The sequence below is a fragment of the Methylocystis heyeri genome (assembly GCF_004802635.2).
Classification (GTDB): Bacteria; Pseudomonadota; Alphaproteobacteria; order Rhizobiales; family Beijerinckiaceae; genus Methylocystis; species Methylocystis heyeri.
Genome location: NZ_CP046052.1, coordinates 2,269,060 through 2,291,774, shown reverse-complemented (window position 1 = coordinate 2,291,774; position 22,715 = coordinate 2,269,060). Strand labels below are relative to the sequence as shown.

Annotated in this window: 25 protein-coding genes; 23 read left to right on the top strand and 2 right to left on the bottom strand. The window is 63.4% G+C overall.

Annotated elements, in window-relative coordinates:
* Positions 1–22: 22 nt before the first annotated feature.
* Positions 23–151, bottom strand: coding sequence for a hypothetical protein (locus tag H2LOC_RS21930; protein WP_281350571.1), 129 nt, complete (start codon positions 149–151; stop codon positions 23–25).
* A 346-nt stretch (positions 152–497) separates the two neighbouring features.
* Here H2LOC_RS21930 and H2LOC_RS10465 point away from each other — a divergent pair, with 346 nt between their 5' ends.
* The 7 genes from H2LOC_RS10465 to H2LOC_RS10435 are packed head-to-tail and all read left to right on the top strand — an operon-like array spanning position 498 to position 4,192.
* Positions 498–749, top strand: coding sequence for a helix-turn-helix transcriptional regulator (locus H2LOC_RS10465; protein WP_136496343.1), 252 nt, complete (start codon positions 498–500; stop codon positions 747–749).
* 14 nt (positions 750–763) lie between these two features.
* Positions 764–1,879: a replication initiator protein A gene (locus tag H2LOC_RS10460; RefSeq protein WP_136496342.1), complete on the top strand. Its 1,116-nt coding sequence runs from the start codon at positions 764–766 to the stop codon at positions 1,877–1,879.
* Positions 1,876–2,514: a ParA family partition ATPase gene (gene parA, locus H2LOC_RS10455; RefSeq protein ID WP_136496341.1), complete on the top strand. Its 639-nt coding sequence runs from the start codon at positions 1,876–1,878 to the stop codon at positions 2,512–2,514. Before H2LOC_RS10460 ends, parA begins: the two co-directional genes overlap by 4 nt.
* Complete coding sequence (locus tag H2LOC_RS10450) at positions 2,511–2,765, top strand: hypothetical protein (RefSeq protein ID WP_136496340.1); 255 nt, start codon at positions 2,511–2,513, stop codon at positions 2,763–2,765. The genes parA and H2LOC_RS10450 overlap by 4 nt, the downstream gene beginning before the upstream one ends.
* Positions 2,762–3,280, top strand: a complete 519-nt coding sequence (locus tag H2LOC_RS10445) for a DUF2840 domain-containing protein (RefSeq protein ID WP_136496339.1) — start codon at positions 2,762–2,764, stop codon at positions 3,278–3,280. Before H2LOC_RS10450 ends, H2LOC_RS10445 begins: the two co-directional genes overlap by 4 nt.
* Entirely contained in the window at positions 3,277–3,822 is a 546-nt protein-coding gene (locus tag H2LOC_RS10440; protein ID WP_136496338.1) for a S26 family signal peptidase, read from the top strand. The genes H2LOC_RS10445 and H2LOC_RS10440 overlap by 4 nt, the downstream gene beginning before the upstream one ends.
* Positions 3,823–3,856: 34 nt before the next feature.
* The gene (locus H2LOC_RS10435; RefSeq protein WP_136496337.1) at positions 3,857–4,192 is read left to right on the top strand and encodes a DUF736 domain-containing protein; all 336 of its coding nucleotides are present in this window, start codon (positions 3,857–3,859) and stop codon (positions 4,190–4,192) included.
* 117 nt (positions 4,193–4,309) lie between these two features.
* Here H2LOC_RS10435 and H2LOC_RS21925 read toward each other — a convergent pair whose 3' ends face one another.
* Complete coding sequence (locus H2LOC_RS21925; protein WP_281350497.1) at positions 4,310–4,444, bottom strand: hypothetical protein; 135 nt, start codon at positions 4,442–4,444, stop codon at positions 4,310–4,312.
* On the opposite strand from H2LOC_RS21925, the gene H2LOC_RS10430 reads away from it, so the two are divergent.
* The 16 genes from H2LOC_RS10430 to trbL all read left to right on the top strand — a co-directional run bounded on the left by H2LOC_RS10430 (position 4,443) and on the right by trbL (position 22,712).
* A complete protein-coding gene (locus tag H2LOC_RS10430) occupies positions 4,443–5,117 on the top strand; it encodes a lytic transglycosylase domain-containing protein (protein ID WP_246206785.1) in 675 nt (224 codons plus the stop codon). The genes H2LOC_RS21925 and H2LOC_RS10430 overlap by 2 nt on opposite strands.
* A gap of 288 nt (positions 5,118–5,405) precedes the next feature.
* Positions 5,406–7,145, top strand: coding sequence for a relaxase/mobilization nuclease domain-containing protein (locus H2LOC_RS10425; protein WP_136496335.1), 1,740 nt, complete (start codon positions 5,406–5,408; stop codon positions 7,143–7,145).
* Positions 7,146–7,415: 270 nt separating this feature from the next.
* Complete coding sequence (locus H2LOC_RS10420) at positions 7,416–8,849, top strand: DUF1254 domain-containing protein (RefSeq protein ID WP_136496334.1); 1,434 nt, start codon at positions 7,416–7,418, stop codon at positions 8,847–8,849.
* Positions 8,850–9,324: 475 nt separating this feature from the next.
* Positions 9,325–11,307, top strand: a complete 1,983-nt coding sequence (locus tag H2LOC_RS10415; protein WP_136496333.1) for a conjugal transfer protein TraG — start codon at positions 9,325–9,327, stop codon at positions 11,305–11,307.
* Between the two features lie 7 nt (positions 11,308–11,314).
* The gene (locus tag H2LOC_RS10410) at positions 11,315–11,749 is read left to right on the top strand and encodes a CopG family transcriptional regulator (RefSeq protein WP_136497073.1); all 435 of its coding nucleotides are present in this window, start codon (positions 11,315–11,317) and stop codon (positions 11,747–11,749) included.
* A 127-nt stretch (positions 11,750–11,876) separates the two neighbouring features.
* Positions 11,877–13,292: a circadian clock protein KaiC gene (gene kaiC / locus H2LOC_RS10405; RefSeq protein WP_202620450.1), complete on the top strand. Its 1,416-nt coding sequence runs from the start codon at positions 11,877–11,879 to the stop codon at positions 13,290–13,292.
* Positions 13,293–13,306: 14 nt separating this feature from the next.
* Positions 13,307–13,630 carry a circadian clock KaiB family protein gene (locus H2LOC_RS10400; protein WP_136496331.1) on the top strand — a complete coding sequence of 108 codons (324 nt, stop codon included), beginning with the start codon at positions 13,307–13,309 and terminating at the stop codon, positions 13,628–13,630.
* Between the two features lie 11 nt (positions 13,631–13,641).
* Entirely contained in the window at positions 13,642–13,911 is a 270-nt protein-coding gene (locus H2LOC_RS10395; RefSeq protein ID WP_136496330.1) for a circadian clock KaiB family protein, read from the top strand.
* Between the two features lie 3 nt (positions 13,912–13,914).
* Entirely contained in the window at positions 13,915–15,885 is a 1,971-nt protein-coding gene (locus tag H2LOC_RS10390; RefSeq protein WP_136496329.1) for a PAS domain S-box protein, read from the top strand.
* Between the two features lie 387 nt (positions 15,886–16,272).
* The gene (gene trbB, locus H2LOC_RS10385) at positions 16,273–17,223 is read left to right on the top strand and encodes a P-type conjugative transfer ATPase TrbB (protein WP_136496328.1); all 951 of its coding nucleotides are present in this window, start codon (positions 16,273–16,275) and stop codon (positions 17,221–17,223) included.
* A complete protein-coding gene (locus tag H2LOC_RS10380) occupies positions 17,220–17,561 on the top strand; it encodes a TrbC/VirB2 family type IV secretion system protein (protein ID WP_136496327.1) in 342 nt (113 codons plus the stop codon). Before trbB ends, H2LOC_RS10380 begins: the two co-directional genes overlap by 4 nt.
* Positions 17,561–17,836 (top strand): VirB3 family type IV secretion system protein, encoded by a 276-nt coding sequence (locus H2LOC_RS10375; RefSeq protein WP_162009745.1) that lies wholly within the window; start codon positions 17,561–17,563, stop codon positions 17,834–17,836. The genes H2LOC_RS10380 and H2LOC_RS10375 overlap by 1 nt, the downstream gene beginning before the upstream one ends.
* A gap of 7 nt (positions 17,837–17,843) precedes the next feature.
* The gene (trbE, locus tag H2LOC_RS10370) at positions 17,844–20,282 is read left to right on the top strand and encodes a conjugal transfer protein TrbE (protein ID WP_136496326.1); all 2,439 of its coding nucleotides are present in this window, start codon (positions 17,844–17,846) and stop codon (positions 20,280–20,282) included.
* Positions 20,279–21,016, top strand: coding sequence for a P-type conjugative transfer protein TrbJ (gene trbJ, locus H2LOC_RS10365; protein ID WP_136496325.1), 738 nt, complete (start codon positions 20,279–20,281; stop codon positions 21,014–21,016). Before trbE ends, trbJ begins: the two co-directional genes overlap by 4 nt.
* Positions 21,017–21,027: 11 nt before the next feature.
* Entirely contained in the window at positions 21,028–21,363 is a 336-nt protein-coding gene (gene trbK-alt / locus H2LOC_RS10360) for a putative entry exclusion protein TrbK-alt (RefSeq protein WP_136496324.1), read from the top strand.
* The gene (gene trbL, locus H2LOC_RS10355) at positions 21,360–22,712 is read left to right on the top strand and encodes a P-type conjugative transfer protein TrbL (RefSeq protein ID WP_136496323.1); all 1,353 of its coding nucleotides are present in this window, start codon (positions 21,360–21,362) and stop codon (positions 22,710–22,712) included. The genes trbK-alt and trbL overlap by 4 nt, the downstream gene beginning before the upstream one ends.
* Positions 22,713–22,715 lie beyond the last annotated feature (3 nt).

Genomic DNA, 22,715 nt, shown 5'->3' with positions numbered 1-22,715 from the left:
ACCGTCAGGGAGGCGAACGTGACTAGCATGGCGCGCGGATGCGCGCGAGATCGAGATGCCGGTCGATGCCTCGAAGCTGATTGTCGGCGGGCAAATGGTCGTCGAGGCAGAAGTCGTAGAACAACCGAGCCGCCGTCGCCTGCACGCCCATTGTCGTCGCTTCTCCGCAAATCTACAGAGGAAGTGAGTCACGCCATCCGCATCGCGGGAACGGTCGAATTTTTCAACACAATCGGCGTTCGCAACGGCATGCCGGAAGGCCGCTTCGCGGGAACCAAGCCTTAGATTTCGACCGCTAGCCCAACCCTTTCACCGCATCCATTCTCACAAACCTCATGGTGTTACAGGGGCCTGTCCACCCCCCTGAGGCCCCCCGAGGGGGGACACGCAAAGAACTCGAATCTTCGTCCACCCCCTGCGCCTGGCTTCTCCGCCACTCTGGTCCAGACACGCCGCGGCTTTGCCCGCGGCGCACGCGACCGACACGGAGATCGCTCATGTCCGCCAGAGTTGCCGAATTCGCGGCCCGCTTCCTTCGAACGCATGAAGCCGCGCGCATTCTCGGTCTCTCGCCGCGCACGCTGGAAAAATATCGCTGCCATGGAAGCGGCCCGACCTTCCGCAAGCTCGGCGGCCGCGTCGTCTATGCAATCGACGATCTAGAGGCCTGGGCCGATCAGGCGGCTTGCCGCTCGACCTCGGATCCTCGCTATGTCGAGGCCCGCGCCGTCGGCCACGCGTCTCGCTGAAGCGGCGCATCCCAATGTCGTCGCGCCGCCCCATCACCGTCAGCGAACGCAGCATGCTCGATCCGTTCGTCGTCGCCACGGGCGACGCCAGCCCGCGCGATCAACGAGACCTGATGGAGCGTCCGTTCTTCTCGCTCGCCAAGGCCAGGCGCACCGCGCCGATTCTCTATGAGGCCGGTGATGTCCGGGTCGAGGTCCACGCCGTGCCGGAGCACGGAATGGCGACCATTTGGGACGCCGACGTGCTCATCTGGGCCGCGAGTCAGCTGGTCGAAGCCGAAAACCTCGGGTTCAAGACTTCGCGCTTTCTGCGCTTCACGCCCTACCAGCTTTTGGCCTCTGTCGGCCGGCAGACCGGCGCCCGCGACTATAGGCTCCTGAAGGGCGCACTTTCCCGCCTGCAGGCGACCGTCATCCGCACCACCATCCGCAATGGCGAGCATTGGCGGCGCCACCAGTTCTCCTGGATCAACGAGTGGGAGGAATGCACGACGCGCGACGGCCGCGTCGAGGGCATGGAATTTGTTCTCCCCGATTGGTTCTACCGCGGCGTCATCGATCGCTCGCTCGTCCTCACCATCGACCCGGCCTATTTCCGCCTCACCGGCGGCATCGAGCGCTGGCTCTATCGGGTCGCCCGCAAGCACGCCGGCCGCCAGCCCACGGGCTGGCTGTTCGAGATCGCGCATCTTCACCAGAAATCTGGCAGCCTCGCCAAGCTCGCCGACTTCGCCTGCGACCTGCGCCGGATCGCCGCCCGTCAGCCCCTTCCGGGCTATCGGCTGCTCATCGAACGCGAGGGCCGGCGAGAGCAACTGCGCATCCTGCCTGCCGACTTATCCACAGGGCCTGTGGATAACCCTGTGGATAGCCTCGGGACTTCGGGCGTTCCGACTATCGGGACTTCGGGCGTGGGGGTATCGGGACTTCGGGCGTTAAAACCGCAATTAACACTCTGGCCTGAAACGGTAATCTCGCCGCATAACTTAGAATCTAACTTAGAATCTAACTTTTGTTGTCCGCCCGCGCGATCTGGGGACAAACGAACCAGAGCCAAGGCCCCGGTCTCGGGGCACCCAGAAAATCAGCCATCCTTGCCCTTCGGTCGTAAACCGGGAGCGAAGCGATGATCGTCGCTTTGCTCAATCAGAAGGGCGGCGTCGGCAAGACGACGCTCGCCTTGCATCTCGCCGCCGAATGGGCGCTGCAGGGCAAACATGTCACGCTGATCGACGCCGATCCGCAGGGCTCGGCGTTGGACTGGTCGCAGCAACGCGCGCGGGAAAAGCTTTCTCGGCTCTTCGGCGTCGTCGGCCTGGCGCGCGATACGCTCCATCGCGAGGCGCCGGAACTCGCCCGCGCCGCCGATCATGTCGTTATCGACGGACCGCCACGCGTCGCTGGCCTGATGCGTTCGGCGCTGCTCGCAGCTGACTTGGTGTTGATCCCCGTGCAGCCGTCGCCGTTCGACGGCTGGGCTTCGGCCGAGATGCTCGGCCTTCTCCGCGAGGCGCGCATCTATCGCCCACAGCTCGCCGCGCGCTTCGTCTTGAACCGCTGCGGCGCTCGCACTGTCATCGCTCGCGAGACGGCCCAGACCCTGGCCGATCATGATCCGCCGGTGCTGGCCAGCACAATCGGCCAGCGTGTCGCCTTCGCCGACGCCGCGCGATCCGGCCGCCTGGTGTTCGAGCTTGCCGAGCAGGGCGCCGCCGCCCGCGAGATCGCCGCGCTCGCCGCCGAGGTCGCGAGGATCGCGCCATGACCGAGCGCTCGACCAGACGTGGCTTCGCCTCCCGACCCGGCGACGCGGAGAGCTGGATCAAAGCTCCCGAGGCTCATGCGCGTCGCGCGGACGACGCTTCGGCCTTCACCGCACGGCTGACCATCGACGTCGCGCCGGCGCTGCGCGGCCGCATCAAGATCGCCGCCTTCCGGCGCGGCGTCACCGTCGCCGACATGCTGCGCGAGCTTCTCTCGCGCGAATTCCCCGTCGATCCCGGAGAACCCTCATGAACGACAATGAGCCTTTGCCCCAGCACGCCATACCGTCGGCATATCACAGCGCGGCGCCTCTCACCCATGTCCATCTGACCTGGATCGAGAAGAAGATCGAGCACTGGCTGCGGTTCGGCCGCCGCGCCGAGGAGAAGATCCTCGATCGCCGCCGCAGCATCGCCAGCTTCACACCCAACAACATTTTTGCATTCGTCCGTTGGGCCTCGAACGATTACGGCACGATCATCTCGCGGATGGACATCGTGCGCGCGGTCGAACCCGGCGCACGCTTTCAGACTTTGCCTTTCGTTCGTCCGGGCGGCGAGATCCTGCTGCGGGTCGATAGCTGGCCCAAGGTCGAGCGCGTGCTGCAGGCGATCGACGCGATCGAGGCGCTCAAAATCGATCCCGCTGATGTCGCGCCGGAATATTGGCGCCACCTCCAGAACCGTGTCGCAGCCGGCCATCAGCCGCGCGCCTATACACGCGAGCAGCACGCGGCGTGGCTTAAACGCCGGAACGTCTCGCCATGAGCCGCCTCAGTTACGTCATGTCGACGTGCGTTGGCTTGCTCGCGGCTGGCGGGGCAGCGTTGTTTGATCTCACGCCGCGGTTGATTTGGAACGGCACCGCCAGCACGCCCATCGGGTTCTATGTGCTGCGGCCGGTCGGACAGCTTCACAGCCTCGACTTGGTCGCAGTCCGTCCGCCCGAACCCATCGCGAGCTACCTCGCCGACGGCGGCTTCCTGCCGAAAGGCGTGCCTCTCCTGAAGCACGTGATGGCGTTGCCGGGGCAGATCGTGTGCCGGGCAGGGGGGGCCGTCACGATCGATCATGTCGGTGTCGGCGCGGCGCAGACGCGCGACCATCTCGCTCGTCCGCTGCCGCGCTGGAGCGGCTGCCGTACGCTTCAACCGGGCGAAGTCTTCCTCATGAACCCGACCGTGCCGGACAGCCTTGATGGCCGCTATTTCGGTCCGCTTCCCGTCACTTCGATCGTCGCACGCGCGGCGCCGCTGTGGACCGACGAGGCCGGCGACGGCCGCTTCGTATGGCGCGCCGCCACCGAGTGATCCGCTTTCCAACCGCCCACCACGGAGGCTTTCCATGACGCAGATTGGTCAGTTTACCCGGGACAAGTCCGGCTTCGCCGGGCGCATCCATACGCTCACCGTCGAGCGCCATCTCATTCTCGTTCCGGCCGAACCGTCGGACGCTGACAACGCGCCGGACTACCGCATCCATCTCGGCGACGCCGGCGGCCCGGAGATCGGCGCGGGCTGGAAGCGCATCGGCGAAAAGGCCGGAGATTACGTCTCGCTCATCATTGACGATCCGTCTTTGATGCAGCCGATCCGCGCCAATCTTTTTCAGTCAGGCGACGACAAATCCGCATGGGTCCTGAACTGGAACCGGCCGCCGAAGCGCAGCGAGCGGGACTGAACTCATGCGCTTCCAGCTCCCGATCGCGAGCCCTTGCTCCATCCCTCTGTTCGCGGAAAGACCGCCTCATCCCTCCGTCCCGCTCGACGAGCCTTCAGCCGGCGCGCGCAGACGCGGTCAAGGGCGGCCTTTGGCCGGCGCTTGCGCCTTGCCCTTGACGGCGGCGAGCACGATGGCTCGCTCGCTCCAGCTCGGAGACTGGGCGAGCATTCGTTTATCGTCGCCGGCTGTCGCCTGCGTGATCTTGCTCATGGCGATGATCACTCCAACACATGCGCATGTGGCGACGAAGCGCGCGCCGGCGGCGAGGGATCTCTTCAGCGCTTTCGTGAGCGAGGCGGCGCAGCGTTTCGGCATTCCGGCGGCCTGGATTCGGGCGGTCATGCATGTCGAAAGCCGCGGCGATCGGCGTGCGATCTCACCCAAGGGCGCGATGGGCCTGATGCAGCTTATGCCCGACACCTGGGCGGGTTTGCGGGTGCGCTACGGCCTCGGACGCGATCCCTATGATCCGCACGACAACATTTTGGCGGGCGCCGCATACTTACGCGAGTTGCATGATCGCTACGGATCGCCGGGCTTTCTCGCGGCCTATAATGCAGGACCCGGCCGCTATGAGGACTACCGTGATCGGGGCCGTCCGTTGCCGGGAGAAACCATCGCCTATGCCGCCGAATTGCTGCCGCTGATCGGCGAGGGCAATGCCGACCCCACCGTTCTCACCGCTTCCGTCGCTCGTCTCGTCTGGTTCAACGCGCCGCTCTTCGCCACGCGTTCGAATGGCGCGCAGGTCGCGGATCAAGCGGCTTCGGATCGATCCTCACGCGAAACACCCGCGGGCGCTGGAGTGCGCGACCTATCGGCAATCGCGCCGCAGTCCAAAGGCCTGTTCGTTGCGCTCTCGTCGCCGGGGCGGAAGCCATGAATGCGCGCCATCCAGCTCGTCTGAAGCCGAAAGGCGCATTCTCCCGTCTCGGCTCAGCGGAGCGCGCGTTGGCGCAGATGAGCGAACACAAGCGAGCGGGCAGGTGGGATGCCGGGCAGCCGACCGGAGGAGGGCGAGATAAAAGGCCGCAAGGTGCGGCTCGGTCGGGCGGTTGTTTTTGCAGGTCTTTTTCGCTGATCCGGAAATGTTCGATTCCGGCGCGCAATGCGCGCGCGATCCTCAACACCCTGTCCACTCTGTCTTTTCTGCACATTGCGGAGGTCGGCGATGGCCGATGAGAGCGATTTTCGGCCCCGGCCGGGCCGCATCCGTTCCTCGCGCAGCCAGCGCGCCAAACCCTTCATCGCTCAGGCGCTCGCCGCCGCCCAACGCGCCGGCGGCGGTGTCTCGCAACAAGGCACGCTGAAGACCGGGAGCCGTTCGACGTTTGGGCGGGGGCGCATCGCCAGCGTGCAGGCGAACCATCTGCTGACCGGACGATCTCGCTTGGTGACGGTGAAAGCCCGCGTCGTGCGGCATACCGCGCGATCGACGCCTCTCGGAGCCCATCTGACTTACCTCCGGCGCGAGGGCGTCACCCGGGACGGGGAGAAGGCCAGGCTGTTGGGCCCCGGGACGGAGGACGCGGACCCCAAGGCCTTCGCCGAGCGCTGCGAGAAGGACCGTCACCATTTCCGCTTCATCGTGTCGCCCGAGGACGCGCCGGAGATGGCCGACCTCAAGGGCTTCGCCCGCGAGCTGGTCGGCCAGATGGAGAAGGATCTCGGCGCCAAGCTTGATTGGGTCGCCGCCGATCACTGGAATACCCAGCATCCGCACGTCCACATCGTCGTGTGCGGCGTCGCCGACGACGGCCAGGATCTGGTCATATCGCGGGACTACATCAAGCAAGGGTTGCGGGCGCGCGCCCAGGATCTCGTCACGCAGGAGCTGGGGCCGCGCACTGACCGCGACATCCAGCTTGCCCTGGAGCGCCAGGTCGACGCCGAACGCTGGACCCAGCTCGACCGGCAGCTTGTTCGTGACGCAGATCGGCATGGCGTCATCGACCTTACGCCGGACCCGGAACGACAGCCCGACCAGTTTCACGCGCTCAAGGTCGGGCGATTACGGCGCCTGGAGAGCCTCGGCCTCGCCCACCAGGTCGGACCCGGCCAATGGACCACGGACGACGCCTCGGAAACGACGCTGCGCGAGCTCGGCGAACGCGGCGACATCATCAAGCGCATTCATCGCGGCCTCGCGGAACGTGGCATCGAGCGCGCGACCGCGAGCTACGTCCTCGCCGGCGAGAGCCTCGAGATCCCGATCATCGGCCGCTTGGTCGATCGCGGCCTCGACGACGAGCTGAAGGGGACGGCCTACGCCGTCATCGACGGCGTGGACGGCCGCACCCATCACATCAAACTTCCCGATTTCGGCGCCGCCGGCGACGGCGTGCCGGGGGCCATCGTCGAGCTGCGAAAGTTCGATGATGCGCAGGGGCGGCGGCGCGTTGCGCTGGCAGTGCGTTCGGACCTCGCTATCGAAGATCAGGTGACGGCCAGCGGCGCGACTTGGCTCGATCGGCAAGCTTTGACGCGCGATCCCGTGGCGCTCGCCCAGTCCGGCTTTGGCGCCGAAGTCCGCGAGGCGATGCAACGCCGGGCCGAGCAGCTCGTAGAGCAGGGGCTTGCCGAGCGCCGGGCGCAGGGCATCGTCTTTTCGCAAAATCTGATCGGCACGCTCCGGCGCAGAGAGGTCGAAGCCTTGGGCGAACGGCTTGCGGCAGAGACCGGCCAGCCGTTCAACGCCGCCGCTTCCGGGGAGTATGTCGCCGGAACCTACCGGCAGCGCTTCGCGCTCGCCTCCGGTCGCTACGCGATGATCGATGACGGCCTCGGCTTCCAGCTCGTGCCCTGGACGCCATCCCTTGAGAAGCAACTCGGCCGCCATGTCTCCGGCGTTGCACGCGACGACGGCGGCGTTGATTGGGGCTTCGGGCGCAGCCGGGGGCTGGGCATGTAGGGGGACGAACGATATGGATTGGCGAGGCGCTCTGCCGGCGGCGTCATCAAAGGCAGCGATGCGCCAGAAGCAGAAGTCCAGAAATCAGCGGTGTTGCGCCGTTCTTCGCTTGAGCTTACGGTTTTGGCGTCTCCGACGCGGATCGCGAGGATAGGGCGTAGACGATGCTTCTACGGTGACGACGGCAAAGGCTATGCTTGGTTACGGAAAAAGTGATCGGCGGTCTTGATCGGATCAACGGCCGCCAGGCCGACAACATAGGAATGAGCAATGTTTTCAAGGCGCAAATTGCTTCAATCCGCCGCTTGCATCGCCGCGAACGGCGTGGCCCGCAGTTCGCTCGCCTTCGCTGAATCTGCGCGCCCCGGTTTGATCAAGGCGGCCGAGATCGCGGAAGCGGGACTCATCTACGGCCTGCCGATGGTGATGAATTATGCCGTGATGTACGACTTCGTCATCAACAAGAAATCGGGTCAGTACAAGGGGCCATTCAATCAGATCGTAAATGAGGCGCGCGTCTTCACCTATAAGGATACAAGCGTCCCCACACCCAACAGCGACACGCCCTATTCGATGCTCTGGCTCGATCTGCGGGCCGAACCGATCGTCGTCTCCGTGCCGGCGATCGATCCGAAGCGCTACTACTCAGTTATGTTGTGCGACGGGAACACCTATAATTACGGCTATATTGGCAGCCGGGCGACCGGCAGCGACGCTGGCGATTACCTGGTCGCGGGACCGAACTGGAACGGACCGACGCCTCCAGGGATCAAAAAAGTTTTCCGCTCGGGCACACAATTCTCGTTGGCGCTCTTCCGCACCCAACTCTTCGATCCCGAGGACATGGAAAATGTGAAGAAGGTGCAGGCCGGCTATAAGGCGCAGCCGCTTTCGGCCTATCTGAAGCAGCCGGCGCCCGCCGGGACTGGGCCGATTGCGTTCCCTAAGATCGACAAGAAGTTGGCGAAGACAAATTTCTTCGAATATCTCGACTTCGCTCTGCAATTCGCGCCTGCCCAGCCCAATGAAATTGAAATCCGCGAAAATCTGGCGTCGATCGGCATAGGGCCGGGCAAAACCTTCGACTTCAAGGAACTGTCCCTCAAGGATAAACTCGAGTTGGCAGCCGGCATGAAGCTGGGCGAGCTTAAACTCGAAGAGGCGGTCAAGAAGGCGGGCGTGGACATCAACGGCTGGCGGGTGACTTCCGCCGGCGGCGACTCCGCCTTCTTCAATGGCGTCTGGCTGCAGCGCGCCGTCATTGCAAAGGCCGGCATCTACGCCAACGACGCCGAAGAGGCGATGTACCCGTTTACGCGAAACGATTCCGACGGCCAGCCGCTCGACGGATCGAAAAACAAATACACCATCACATTCCCCCCCGACCAGTTGCCGCCGGTCAACGCCTTCTGGTCGATCACCATGTATAACGGCAAGACGCAGCTGCTGATCAAAAACCCGATTGACCGGTATCTGATCAATTCCCCGATGCTGCCGAAAATGAAAAAGAACGCCGATGGTTCGTTGACGATCTATATCCAGCATGCGTCGCCGGGCGCGGACAAGGAGTCCAACTGGCTGCCCGCTCCGGCCGGACCGATCTACATGGTCCTGCGTCTCTACTGGCCAAAGGAGCCGCCGGCTTCATCGATCCTGCCCCCCGGCAAGGGCACGTGGCAGCCGCCGGGGATCAAGCGGGTTTAACGAAGACGCCAGCGTCGGACGCGCGTTCGTTTGGCCGCGCGCAACTCTGCTAAAAATCGACGTATCGAGCTTGATGGACACACTCCCCCAATTCCTTTGGAGGGGGGGGTTGCCTCTGAACGAGTTGGTGTCGAGATTCTTGGTCCGCTTGGGGTCAAAATGGTCTGCTCGCAAACGCATGTGCCCGTTCTGCGATGCGGGTACCGGCGGCGCCGATCCTCGATCAATGGCGGCAGTCGGGCTAATTCCTGTCGGTGATCCTCGTAAAGGCCGTAATGGAGAGAGCCGGCGAAGCCTGATCGAGCGCTGCTGCCCCGAGCCCGTCGCTGCACCTTCGTTGATTGATCCAGACCGCGCTTACGCTCTCTCCAATAGTTTTTCGCGCCAGTGCGATCTGTTGCGAACCGCCGCAAATCTTGCTTGCGATGCACGGAGTTGGATGCCGATCTCCTTTATCTGACAAGGAGAGCCGCCGGTGTCCGCAACCAAAATTCTATGGGGCCAGGTCATCACCGTCTTCGCCATCGTCCTGCTGACGATGTGGACCGCGACGGAGTGGACCGCCTGGCGCCTCGGATTTCAACCGGAACTGGGGCGCCCCTGGTTCGAGGTGCTGCATTTCCCTTTTTACCCGCCTCCTGCCTTGTTCTGGTGGTGGTTTGCCTATGACGCCTATGCGCCGTCGATCTTCGAGGAGGGGGCGTATATCGCGGCGTCGGGTGGCGTCATCGCCGCAGGCGTTGCGATCGGCATGTCCGTCTGGCGCGCCCGCGAGGCGAAGAACGTCGAGACCTATGGTTCCGCGCGCTGGGCGCAGCCAAAGGCAATCGAACAAGCGGGCCTGCTCGGCCCCGACGGAGTTGTGCTGGGCCGGTATCAGGGCGGCTACCTCCGCCACAACGGGCCAGAGCACGTCCTCTGTTTCGCGCCCACCCGGAGCGGGAAGGGCGTCGGCCTCGTCATCCCATCGCTCTTGACCTGGCCCGGTTCGGCGATCGTTCACGACATCAAGGGCGAGAATTGGCAGCTCACCGCCGGCTTCCGGGCGCGGCATGGCCGAGTGCTGCTGTTCGACCCGACCAACGCGAAGTCGTCGGCCTACAACCCGCTGCTGGAGGTCCGACGCGGCGAGTGGGAGGTGCGGGATGTGCAGAACATCGCCGACATCCTCGTCGACCCCGAAGGCAGCCTGGAGAAGCGCAATCACTGGGAGAAAACCAGTCACGCGCTACTCGTCGGCGCCATCCTTCATGTCCTTTACGCCGAAGAGGACAAGACGCTGGCGGGCGTCGCAGCCTTCTTGTCCGATCCCAAGCGGCCGATCGAGTCGACGCTCTCCGCCATGATGCGGACGGCGCATCTCGGCGAGGCCGGGGTCCATCCCGTCGTCGCCTCCGCCGCGCGTGAGCTGCTGAATAAGTCGGGCAACGAGCGATCCGGCGTCCTGAGCACGGCCATGTCCTTCCTCGGCCTCTACCGCGATCCCGTGGTCGCCGAGGTGACGCGGCGTTGCGACTGGCGGATCGGCGACATCGTCGCCGGCGATCGACCGACGACGCTGTATCTCGTCGTCCCGCCCTCGGACATCAATCGCACCAAGCCGCTGATCCGTCTGATCCTCAACCAGATCGGCCGGCGCTTGACCGAGGATCTGCAGGCCAAAACCGGCCGGCAGCGATTACTGCTGATGCTCGACGAGTTTCCCGCTCTCGGCAGGCTCGACTTCTTCGAATCCGCGCTCGCCTTCATGGCGGGCTATGGCATCAAGAGCTTCCTGATCGCCCAGTCACTGAACCAGATCGAGAAAGCCTATGGCCCCAACAACTCGATTCTCGACAACTGCCATGTGCGGGTGAGCTTCGCGACCAACGATGAACGCACCGCCAAGCGGGTCAGCGACGCGCTCGGCACCGCGACCGAGATGAAGGCGATGAAGAACTATGCCGGCAGCAGGCTCAGTCCTTGGCTGGGACATCTCATGGTTTCCCGCTCGGAGACCGCCCGTCCACTGTTGACGCCTGGCGAAGTGATGCAGCTTCCGCCGACCGACGAGATCGTCATGGTGTCGGGCGTCCATCCCATCCGCGCGAGGAAGGCCCGCTATTACGAAGATGGGCGGTTTCAGGAGCGCATCCTGCCGCCGCCGGCGCCGACGCGGCTCAAGGAAGCACGGCCCGACGACTGGACTTCCCGTCCATTGCCGCCGCGCCCCCAGGTTCCGGCCATACCGGAAGGCGAACAGATGGACGACGAAGATCCAAAGCACGCAGATCGCCGTCGACAGCCTGAACTGGATCAAAGCGCCACCGAGGAGAAAACATTGATCGAGAACGAATTTGCGCTCGATGAGATCGACGAGTCCGACGATGACGCCCCACGGATCGGACGGATGAAGGATCTCATGAGGGGCGTCGCCCAGCAAGCCGCGCTTGATCCAGACGACGATCTCGGAATGTGAGGCCCGCATGGCCGCGCCGAAGAAAAAGGTCCAAATATCCGTCTATGTCGATCCGGCGCTTATGCAGGCACTGTCGGTCTATGCGGCCCGGCGAGAGCAGTCGATGTCGCTCATCGCCGAAGCCGCCATCGCCTCCTTCCTGTCGCCGGACGCAGACGAGCGACGCGAGGCCGCCATTGCCAAGCGCCTTGACCAGCAAGACAGGCGCTTAGCGCGCCTGGAACGCGATGTCGGCATCAGCGTCGAGACGCTCGCCTTGTTCATCCGCTTCTGGCTCACCACCACGCCGCCGCTTCCCGAACCCGCCGCCAAGGCCGCACGAGCGCAGGCAGGGGCGCGATACGATAATTTCGTCGCGGCGCTTGGTCGACGCCTCAGCCAAGGGCCGAAGCTGAGGCAGGAAATCCCGGAGGAGGCGGGTGAGAATGCGGGTGAGAATTAAAGTGGAGACTGGAGCGGAGGCGGCGAATGGCCGCGTTCTGGCCAGCTTCACACCCTGGTGAAATATATGGACATTGATGGTTCGGAAAACTACAACGAGGCGAGGTAACCTGACTCCGAGCGCCCGAATGCCCGAGATACAGAAAGTACCTAGCGGAATTAGAGGTTTAGACGAATTGACCGGCGGCGGGTTGCCGGCCGGGCGGCCGACCTTGGTATGTGGCGGCCCCGGTTGCGGCAAGACCCTGCTGGCGATGACCTTTTTAGTCAAAGGCGCGCGCGATTACAGGGAACCGGGCGTGTTTGTGTCGTTCGACGAACGGATCGTCGATCTTGCCGCCAATGTCAGCTCGCTTGGCTTCGATTTGGTCGAATTGCAGGAGCAAAAGCTGATCGCCATGGATCACGTCGTCCTCGATCGACAGGCGTTCCAAGAAACCGGCGAATATGATCTCGAAGGTTTGTTCGTGCGGCTGGGGCACGCAATCAATCGCGTCGAAGCGAAGCGTGTCGTTCTCGACAGCATCGATTCCCTTTTTGCCGGCATCCCCAACGCCGCGGTTGTGCGTTCTGAGCTTGTCCGTCTGTTCAACTGGCTGAAAGAGCGTGGTCTTTCGACTATAGTGACTGCCGAGCGCGGCGAGACCGGTCTGACGCGTCATGGGGTTGAGGAATATGTCTCAGACTGTGTGATCGTTCTCGATCACCGCGTCATCGAGCAGTTGTCGACCCGGCGTCTGCGCGTCGTAAAATATCGCGGCTCGGCGCATGGGACCAACGAATACCCATTCTTGATTGGTCGTCGGGGAATTACGGTTTTCCCGGTAACCTCTCTGGGTCTCGCTCAGATCGCCTCGGCTGAGCGAGTATCGACGGGAATGGCCGATCTCGATAAGATGCTGGAGGGCAAAGGGTTTTACAAGGGATCTAGCGTCTTGCTGGGCGGCGGGGCCGGCACAGGCAAAACCAGTATTGCGGCGCATTTCGTCGAGGCCGCCTGCCGCCGCGGCGAACGGTGCGTGTTTTTCTCCTTCGAGGAAAGTCCAAGCCAACCGACGCGCAATATGCGCTCACTTGGAATTGACTTGCAGCCGTGGATCGAAAGCGGATTGCTGCGGTGCCACTCCACGCGTCCCAGCCTCCACGGCCTCGAACCGCATCTTGCGTCGATGCTGGAGGAGATCGACGATTATCGGCCACATGTGACAGTCGTCGATCCTCTTTCGGCCCTGCTGGCGAGCGGTACGCAACATCAAACCCAGGGCATGCTGTTGCGGCTGATCGACCATCTCAAAACAAACGGGGTCACAGCGCTCTTCACCACTCTGCAGACGGAAGACGACCTGACCCATCTAAGCATTTCGTCGATTATGGACACCTGGATTCGGGTGCTCAATGAGGATGTCGATGACGACGTAGTTCGCCAACTGCATGTCGTCAAATCGAGAGGGATGGCGCATTCAACAAAGCGGCGTGTCATGGAAATCACCGAGCATGGGGTCCGGCTGAAGGACGAAGCCCCTAAATCGCTTCGGTCGCAATAAAAAGGGCGCCGCTCATGACCCGGAACGCTGACGTTCTTCCCGATTTCAACTCAAACGAAAATTGGGACCTACGTCTCTATGTGGCCGGTCACACGGATAAGTCGCTACGAGCGATCAAGAACCTCAACCGCATCTGCACAGAGTATCTCGAGGGGCGTTATTCGATCGAAGTCATCGATCTCCTCGAGCGACCGCAACTCGCCCAAGGCGATCAGATTATTGCGATTCCGACTCTGGTCCGCCGGCTGCCAGAGCCCATAAAAAAAATTATCGGCGATCTCTCCAACGAACAGCGCGTGCTCATAGGTCTGGATATTCGTCCGCACGCATTGCACTAAAGGTTCGCTCAATGGATCAAGCTCGTTACGGCCTGACGCTCTTCATCACGGGGTTGACCCCCAGATCGGTGCGCGCCGTAGCGAATACGCGAGCCTTTTGCGAAAGCGAACTGGACTCCTACGATCTCGAAATCGTCGATCTCTACGAACATCCCGAACGAGCTCAGCCTGCCAACGTGGTCGTGTCGCCGACTCTCGTTCGTTACCGTCCCATTCCGGTCCGGTTGCTGTTTGGCGATATGTCAAATCAACAACAGCTTGCCTCGCTGATCGTGGAGTGAGTCTTGAAGGACGCAAAAGTTGTAGACGACGAACGGAGTGATCTCCGCCGACGACTGGCCGAGGCGGAGGAGACGCTGCGCGCCATTCGAAGCGGCGAGATTGACGCGATCGTGGTCGAGGGCGAAGCGAATCCGGCAGTTTACACGCTCAAGGGCGCGGCTGATCCGTACCGGCTGCTGGTCGAGCAGATGGCCGAAGGTGCGCTGACCGTTTCGTCGAAGGGCGTAATCCTGTATTGCAACGCCGCTTTTGCGCGAATGATCGGGCGGCCTCGCGAACGCTTGGTCGGTAGTGTGGTGAGCGATCTCATTGTCCCGCGATTGGATCGACCGCAGCTAACCGAGTTCTTGGAGAGCACGGCTCGCGGCCGGGAAATCGAGTTGCAGGCGGACAGTGGGGAAACGATCCACGCTTATGTCTCTTCGGCGTTCCTCACGATCGACAACGAACTTCTGCATTGTCTTGTAGTGACGAATCTGACCCACCAGGAGTTGCGTATCCTTCATGAAGCGATTGTCGGTTCGTCGCCGGATGGGATCTGCTCATTGAAGGCCGACGGAACGATTGCAAGTTGGAACGCAGCGGCCGTGGACCTTTTCGGCTACAGCTCTCGCGAGGCGATCGGCAACAGCGTTTGCATGCTGTTTCCCGCCGAACTGTGTCGGGAAGTCGGCGAAATACTAAGGCGCGTGTTGCAGGGGGAAGTCGTGCGCGACGACTTCAAATGCGTCACAAAAAGTGGCGCGGGAGTGGATGTTTCATTGGGTCTTTCGCCCATCATCGCGGATGACAAAAGTGCGATTGTTGTAATTGCGAGAGATATAACCGACCGAAAAACTCTCGAAGGTGAACTGCGAGACGCGGGGCGTCGCAAGGACGAGTTCATTGCGACGCTCGCGCACGAGCTGCGCAATCCGCTCGCGCCGCTTCGAAACGGGCTATATGTGCTGAGCAAATTGCACAAGACGGGCGACGCCACCCAGCCTGTTCACGAGATGATGGAGCGACAAGTCAATCATCTCGTTCGGCTTGTCGACGATCTCATGGATGTGTCCAGGATCAGCCGCGGCAAGATCAGTTTGAAGAAAGAGCCTTCCGATCTGGGAGCAGCGATCCGTCAGGCCGCTGAAATGACGCGGGAACTTGTCGAGGCGAACGAACTCGAGCTGAAACTCATGCTGGCCGAGGAGCCTCTCACTCTCGATGCCGACCCCGCGCGGATCGCGCAAGTGTTCAGTAATCTCCTCGACAATGCAGCCAAATATACTCATGCGGGCGGTCGCGTCGAGATTTTTTCGGAGAGTCGAGACGGCCAGGCGATCGTGACCGTCGCCGATACTGGAATCGGGATTCCCGCCGAGATGCTCCCGCGCGTGTTCGATCTTTTCACCCAGATGGGTGGCGCGTTTGAGCGGAGTCGCGGCGGCATCGGCATCGGCCTTGCGCTGGTGCGCGATATTGTTCGATTGCACGGCGGCGACGTCGAGGCGCACAGCGACGGAGTGGGACTAGGCAGCCGCTTTGTCGTTCGCCTCCCATTAGCAACTGCTCCGGCTGTACAAGCGAACTTCTCGAGCGGAATGCGGAAAGCGTTGAGTTCGCACCGAGTTCTCGTGATCGAGGACAATCTCGACGTCGCCGACAGTTTCGCTCTGCTTTTGAAAACCTTGGGAGCGACAGTTCAAGTCGCTAACGACGGCGCGCACGGCCTCGAAGCCTTCGCCGACCTACGACCTGACCTTGTTTTTGTTGATCTCGGCATGCCAGATATGAATGGCTATGAAACGGCGCGTCGCATTCGCGAGCGGCCCGGCGGCAAAGATGTGACGTTGATCGCGCTTTCCGGCTGGGGCGGAGCGGACGCCCGCAAGCGCACGGAGGAATGCGGGTGCGATCGCCATCTGGTCAAGCCGGTGGAGATACAGGAACTGGAAAAGATTTTGGAAAGCTCCCAGATCACGAACACGCATTGAGTTTGCTATTGTTTGGCAAGTTTGAGGAGCTTCGATCCTCGAGAAAGCTCTGGATTTTTTTTGAAATGAAGGACGGGATCTGGGTTGTCGAGACGACCGCAGCAGTTTTTGAATGAACGCTTTGGCACATCGACCATAGAAGTTCAATTGAGTCTGCAGAAAGCTGCCGCTGACGCCCGTCAACCAAAGCCTGCCATCGCACCCAGTAAGTATTTTTTCTCCTCTCTACGCCTCGGCCCTACGCCATCTAAAACCTTGTTGAAATATTGAAATTTCTGCCTTCTCTAATCATCCCCGTCGCCGATCGCGTTTCGTGGCCGGCATTCGGCGGGGACAATCGTGGCGGTCACTCTTGCTTCTTCGGAGGCTTTCTCTCGCGGCGCGCGCATGCTGCGCACCGCGCTCGGCCCGGCCATCGCGACCTTCCTCGAAGACCCCTCCATCATCGAGGTGATGCTCAACCCCGATGGCCGGCTCTGGATCGACCGGCTGTCCGGCGGGCTCGAAGATAGCGGGCGCACGCTGTCTGCCGCAGATGGCGAGCGGATTGTTCGTCTGGTCGCGCATCACGTCGGCGCCGAGGTTCATGCCGAGCGACCGCGCGTCTCCGCCGAGCTGCCCGAGACGGGGGAGCGGTTTGAGGGACTGCTCCCGCCCGTCGTCGCCGCGCCGGCTTTCGCGATCCGCAAGCCCGCGGTCGCGGTCTTCACGCTCGATGACTACGTCGCCGCAGGCATCATGGCGGCCGATCAGGCGGCGTTACTGCGCAAGGCCGTCGCTACCCGTAAGAACATCCTTGTCGCCGGCGGCACTTCGACCGGCAAGACCACCCTCACCAACGCGCTGCTCGCCGAGATCGCCGGCTCCACGGATCGCGTGGTACTGATCGAGGATACGCGTGAGCTGCAATGCCGCGCGCCGAACCTCGTGGCGCTGCGCACCAAGGACGGCGTCGCTTCGCTCTCCGATCTCGTTCGCTCCTCATTGCGCCTGAGGCCCGATCGCATCCCCATCGGCGAGGTGCGCGGCGCCGAGGCGCTCGATCTCCTGAAAGCCTGGGGCACGGGACATCCCGGCGGGATCGGGACCATTCACGCCGGCACGGCGCTCGGCGCTTTGCGCCGTCTCGAACAGCTCATCCAGGAAGCCGTCGTTACCGTGCCCAAGGCGCTGATCGCCGAGACCATCGACATGGTGGCGGTGCTGCGCGGCCGCGGCGCGGAACGCCGCCTTGCCGAGCTCGCCACCGTCGCCGGGCTCGATCCCGCCACCAGCGACTACCGCGTTATCCCCGCCACGGCGGGAGGAGACCTATCACTTCCGGGAGAACCGTCATGATCCGCTTGCTTTCCAAAGCCAGTCGCGCCCGTCGCCGACTCGGCGCCTTGATCACGCTCACCGCAATATCGCTGGCCTTCGCGCCGGCGGCCTATGCCTCCGGCTCTTCCATGCCCTGGGAGACCCCGCTCAATCAGATCCTGCAATCCGTGCAAGGTCCGGTCGCCAAGATCATCTCGGTCATCATCATCACCGTGACCGGCCTGACACTCGCCTTTGGCGACACTTCGGGGGGCTTCCGCCGGCTGATCCAGATCGTTTTCGGCCTCTCGATCGCTTTTGCCGCGTCGAGCTTTTTCCTCTCGTTTTTTTCGTTCTCCGGCGGGGCGCTGATCTGATGGCCGCGATCGTCGATCCGGACGTGCCCGGCTTCTTCGCGCCGGTCCATCGTGCGCTCACTGACCCGATCCTGATGGGCGGGGCGCCGCGAACTGTGGCCATCGCCAACGGCACGCTCGCGGCTGCCATCGCGCTGGGCCTCAGGCTGTGGATCCCTGGCGCGCTGATCTGGGTGGTGGGTCACGCCGCCGCCGTCTGGGCGGCCAAGCGCGACCCACAATTCGTCGACGTGGTGCGTCTGCATCTGCGCTATCCAGCTTTCTTCGGGGTGTGAGGCGGCCATGCTGAACCTCGCCGAATACCGCAAACATCCCGCGAGCCTTGCCGACTTCCTGCCCTGGGCGGCGCTGGTGGCCGAGGGCGTCGTCCTCAACAAGGACGGCTCGTTCCAGCGCACGGCGCGCTTTCGAGGGCCGGACCTCGATAGCGCGACGCCCGCCGAGCTGGTCGGCGTGACAGCCCGGCTCAACAACGCGCTTCGACGGCTGGGCTCGGGCTGGGCCATCTTCGTCGAAGCGCAGCGGATTGCGGCCCAGACCTATCCGCACATCAGCTTCCCTGATGCCGCCTCCGCCCTGGTCGATCTCGAACGACAAAACGCTTTCGAGGAGGCGGGCTCCCATTTCGAGAGCCGGTATTTCCTGACCTTCGTCTGGCTGCCGCCAGCCGAAGACGCCTCGCGCATCGAGGGCTTCCTCTATGAAGGCCGCGCGCAGACCGGCGTTGACCCTTACGAGCTGCTGCGCGGCTTCGTCGATCGGACCAACCGCGTCCTTCAGCTCGTCGAAGGCTTCATGCCCGAGGTGGGTTGGCTCGATGACGGCGAGACGCTGACTTACCTGCATTCCACCATTTCGACCCGGCAGCAGCGGGTGCGTGTCCCCGAGACGCCGATGCATCTCGACGTGCTGCTCGCGGATGAGTCGCTCGCCGGCGGCCTTGAGCCGCGGCTCGGCAACCGTCATTTGCGCACCCTGACCGTGATCGGTTTCCCGACCGCGACCCATCCCGGCATTCTCGACGAGCTCAACCGGCTCGCCTTTCCGTATCGCTGGTCCACCCGCGCTATCCTCATCGACAAGGCCGAGGCGGTGAAGCTGCTGACCAAAATCAGGCGCCAGTGGTTCGCCAAGCGCAAGTCGATCGCCGCCATCGTCAAGGAGGTGATGACCAACGAGGCGTCGACGCTGGTCGACTCCGATGCCGCCAATAAGGCGGCTGACTCCGACCTCGCTCTTCAGGAACTCGGCTCCGACGATGTCGGCGAGGCCTATGTCACAGCGACCGTCACCGTGTGGGACGAATTCGCGCCGATCGCCGCCGAAAAGCTCCGCCTCGTCGAGAAAGTGATCCAGGGCCGCGATTTCACCTGCATGCCGGAAGGGGTGAATGCAATCGAGGCCTGGCTCGGGAGCCTTCCGGGCCACGCCTACGCCAATGTCCGCCAGCCGCCGGTCTCGACCCTGAATTTGGCCCATATGATCCCGCTCTCGGCGGTCTGGGCCGGGCAGGGAAGGGACGAGCACTTTAAGGCGCCGCCGCTCTTCTTCGGCAAGACAGAGGGCTCGACGCCGTTCCGTTTCTCGCTCCATGTCGGCGATGTCGGCCACACCTTGATCGTGGGGCCGACCGGAGCTGGCAAGTCCGTGCTGCTCGCGCTGATGGCGATGCAGTTCCGCCGTTATCGGGACAACCAGATTTTCGCCTTCGATTTCGGCGGATCGATCCGCACGGCGGCGCTCGCCTGTGGCGGCGACTGGCACGACCTCGGCGGCAGCCTCTCGGCCGGATCGGAACATTCCGTGTCGCTCCAGCCGCTGGCTGGCATCGACGATCCGTTTGAGCGCGCCTGGGGGGCCGAATGGGTGATCGCCATCCTCGCCAAGGAAAGCGTCTCCATCGGCCCGGCTGAAAAAGAACATGTCTGGTCGGCGCTCACTTCGCTGGCGTCGTCGCCCGTTCAGGAACGAACGATCACCGGCCTCGCGGTCCTGCTGCAATCGACCGTGTTGAAACAGGCGTTGCAGCCCTATTGCGTCGGCGGGCCTTCCGGCCGGCTGCTCGACGCCGAGGCCGAGCATCTCGGGTTCGCCTCGTTCCAGGCCTTTGAGACCGAGGGACTGATCGGCGCCGCGGCGGCGCCAGCGGTCCTCACCTATCTGTTCCACCGCATCGAGGGGCGTCTCGACGGGAGGCCCACGCTGCTCATCATCGACGAGGGCTGGCTCGTCCTCGACGATCCCGCCTTCGCCCAGCAGCTTCGCGAATGGCTGAAGGCGCTTCGCAAGAAGAACGCCTCCGTCATCTTCGCCACCCAATCGCTCTCCGACATCGACGGAAGCAATATCGCGCCGGCCATCGTCGAGAGCTGCCCGACCCGCATCTTCTTGGCTAATGAGCGGGCGATCGAGCCGCAGATCGCCGCCATCTATCGCCGCTTCGGCCTCAACGATCGGCAGATCGAAATCATCGCCCGCGCGACGCCCAAGCGCGACTACTACTGCCAGTCCCGCCGCGGCAATCGCCTATTCGAGCTCGGCCTCGGCCCCGTCGCGCTCGCCTTCTGCGCCGCATCGTCGAAGAGCGACCACGCCGCGATCGAGCGCCTCCTCGCCGAGCACGGGCGCGAGGCCTTCACCGAAGCCTGGCTCACTGAGCGCGATCTCGCCTGGGCTGCCGATCTCATCCGCAACCTCCCAAACCTGGAAGTGCCGTCATGAATAAGCTTCGCATCTTCGCGATAGCGAGCGCCGTCACGATCTCGCTGGCCATCGCGACTCCGCCGGCGTCGGCGCAATTGCTCGTGTTCGATTCCAACAACTATACGCAGAGCGCGCTGACGGCCGCACGCGAATTGCAGCAGATCAACAACCAGATCCAGATGCTGAATAACCAGGCCCAGAGCCTGGTCAATCAAGCGCGCAATCTCGCAAACCTACCGCTCTCGAACCTGACCCAGCTTCAGTCGTCCATCGCGAAGACTCAGGCGCTGATCGGCCAGGCGCAGAACATCGCCTTCAACGTCCAGCGGATCGAGCAAGCCTATTCGGCGAACTACGGGGGCGCTGCGGGCACGGGCTCGACCAGCGCCATGCTGGCCTCCGCCCAGGCGCGCTGGCAGAACTCGGTCGGCGCCTTCGAGGACTCGCTCAAGATACAGGCCGGCGTCGTCGGCAATATCTCGAGCAATTCGAGCGCGATGTCCTCGCTCGTCTCGGCGAGCCAGTCCGCGACCGGCGCGCTTCAGGCCGCCCAGGCCGGCAATCAGCTCCTCGCCCTGCAATCCCAGCAGCTTTCCGATCTCATGGCGGTCGTTTCCGCCAAGAGCCGAGCCGATGCGTTGGAGCAGGCGCGAACCGCATCGGCGGAAGCCCAGGGGCAGCAACAGTACAAGGCCTTTTCGACGCGCACGGGCTATGTGCCCGGCGCCGTCACCATGTTCAGCGGCAACTGAGGGCTTAGATCATGGGGCGCACGGACAGCTTCCGCATTGCGGCGATCGGCGTCCTCGTCGCCGCGATCGTCGCTGCGCTGATCGCAACGCATGAGCATGCGCCGGCGCCTCCGGTGGCGGGTCCACCCTCCGCCGCAACCTCTGACGACCTTTCGTCCGAACTGCGCCATTGCAGCGCGCTCGGGCCTAGCGACGCCGAAGATCCGTATTGCCTGGCAGTCTGGGATGAGAACCGCCGGCGGTTCTTCGGCAGGCCGGCGCGGCCGCTGCGAAGTCCTCCCGCGCATGAAGCGACCGCGCCGGCCACCCCATCATCTGCTGTTCCTCAAGCCGGAGGGGCGCGATGAACAACGTCGGCGTCATCGACACATTCCTCAACACATTCACGACCTACATCAATTCCGGATTCGGCCTGATCAAAAGCGAGGTCGGCTACCTTTCCTCGACGCTGATCGTGATCGACATAACGCTCGCGGGCCTGTTCTGGGCCTGGGGCGTGGACGAAGACATTCTGCAACGGCTGGTGAAGAAGACCCTCTATATCGGCGTCTTCGCCTTCATCATCACCAATTTCAACAACCTCTCAGGCATCGTCTTCAACAGCTTCGCAGGGCTCGGATTAAAGGCCGGCGGTTCGTCGATCTCGACCGCGACTTTCCTGCAGCCCGGCCGTCTCGCCCAGGTCGGGCTCGACGCCGGTCAGCCGCTGCTCGACGCGGCGAGCCAGATGATGGGGTTCACGAGTTTCTTCGCCAACTTCGTCCAGATCGCCGTGCTGATGGTGTCGTGGCTCCTGGTGATGATCGCCTTCTTCATCCTGGCGATTCAGCTTTTCGTGACCCTGATCGAGTTCAAGCTCACGACGCTCGCGGGCTTCATCCTCGTTCCGTTCGCTCTCTTCAATAAGACCGCTTTCCTCGCCGAGAAGGTGCTCGGCAACATCGTGGCTTCCGGCGTCAAGGTGATGGCGCTGGCCGTCATCGTCGGCATCGGCACGGGCCTCTTCTCGCAATTTACGACGGGCTACGCCGGCGGCCAGCCGACGATCGAGCAAGCGCTTTCCGTCGTGCTCGCCGCCCTCGCAATGCTCGGCCTCGGCATCTTTGGTCCCGGCATCGCCACGGGCCTCGTTTCCGGCGCGCCGCAGCTCGGCGCCGGCGCTGTGGTCGGCACGGGCCTCGCTGTCGCCGGCACGACCATGGCCGGCGGCGCGGCGTTGGGTCTCGCCGGAAGGGGGGCGGGAGTCGCCGCATCCGGCGCGGCCGCCGCGGCGCGCGGTGGGGCGGCGATGGCAGGCGGTGCGGCCTCCGCCTACAACCTCGCTTCCTTTGGGCAGTCCGGCGCCGCGGGTGTGGCGTCAGGCCTCGGCGGGGTAGGGCGCTTGGCGGGCTCGGCCGCCGCCTCGCCCTTGCGCCGGGCCGCGTCCCGGGCCGTGAACTCACTCAAGGAGAACTTCGCCGCTGGCGCCCGTTCTGGATTCGCCGCGACCGGCGGCGGCTCGACCATGGGAACCGTGGGCGGGAACGCCGCCGACAGCAATGGCGAAACAGCAATCGATTCCGGCATGCCCGCCTGGGCCCAGCGCATGAAGCGCAATCAGACCTTGTTCCATGGCGCTCAAACCGCCGGCCACGCCCTTCGGTCGGGCGACAGCCATGGCGGCGGCCATTCCATCGATCTTTCGGGAGGAGAATAGGAG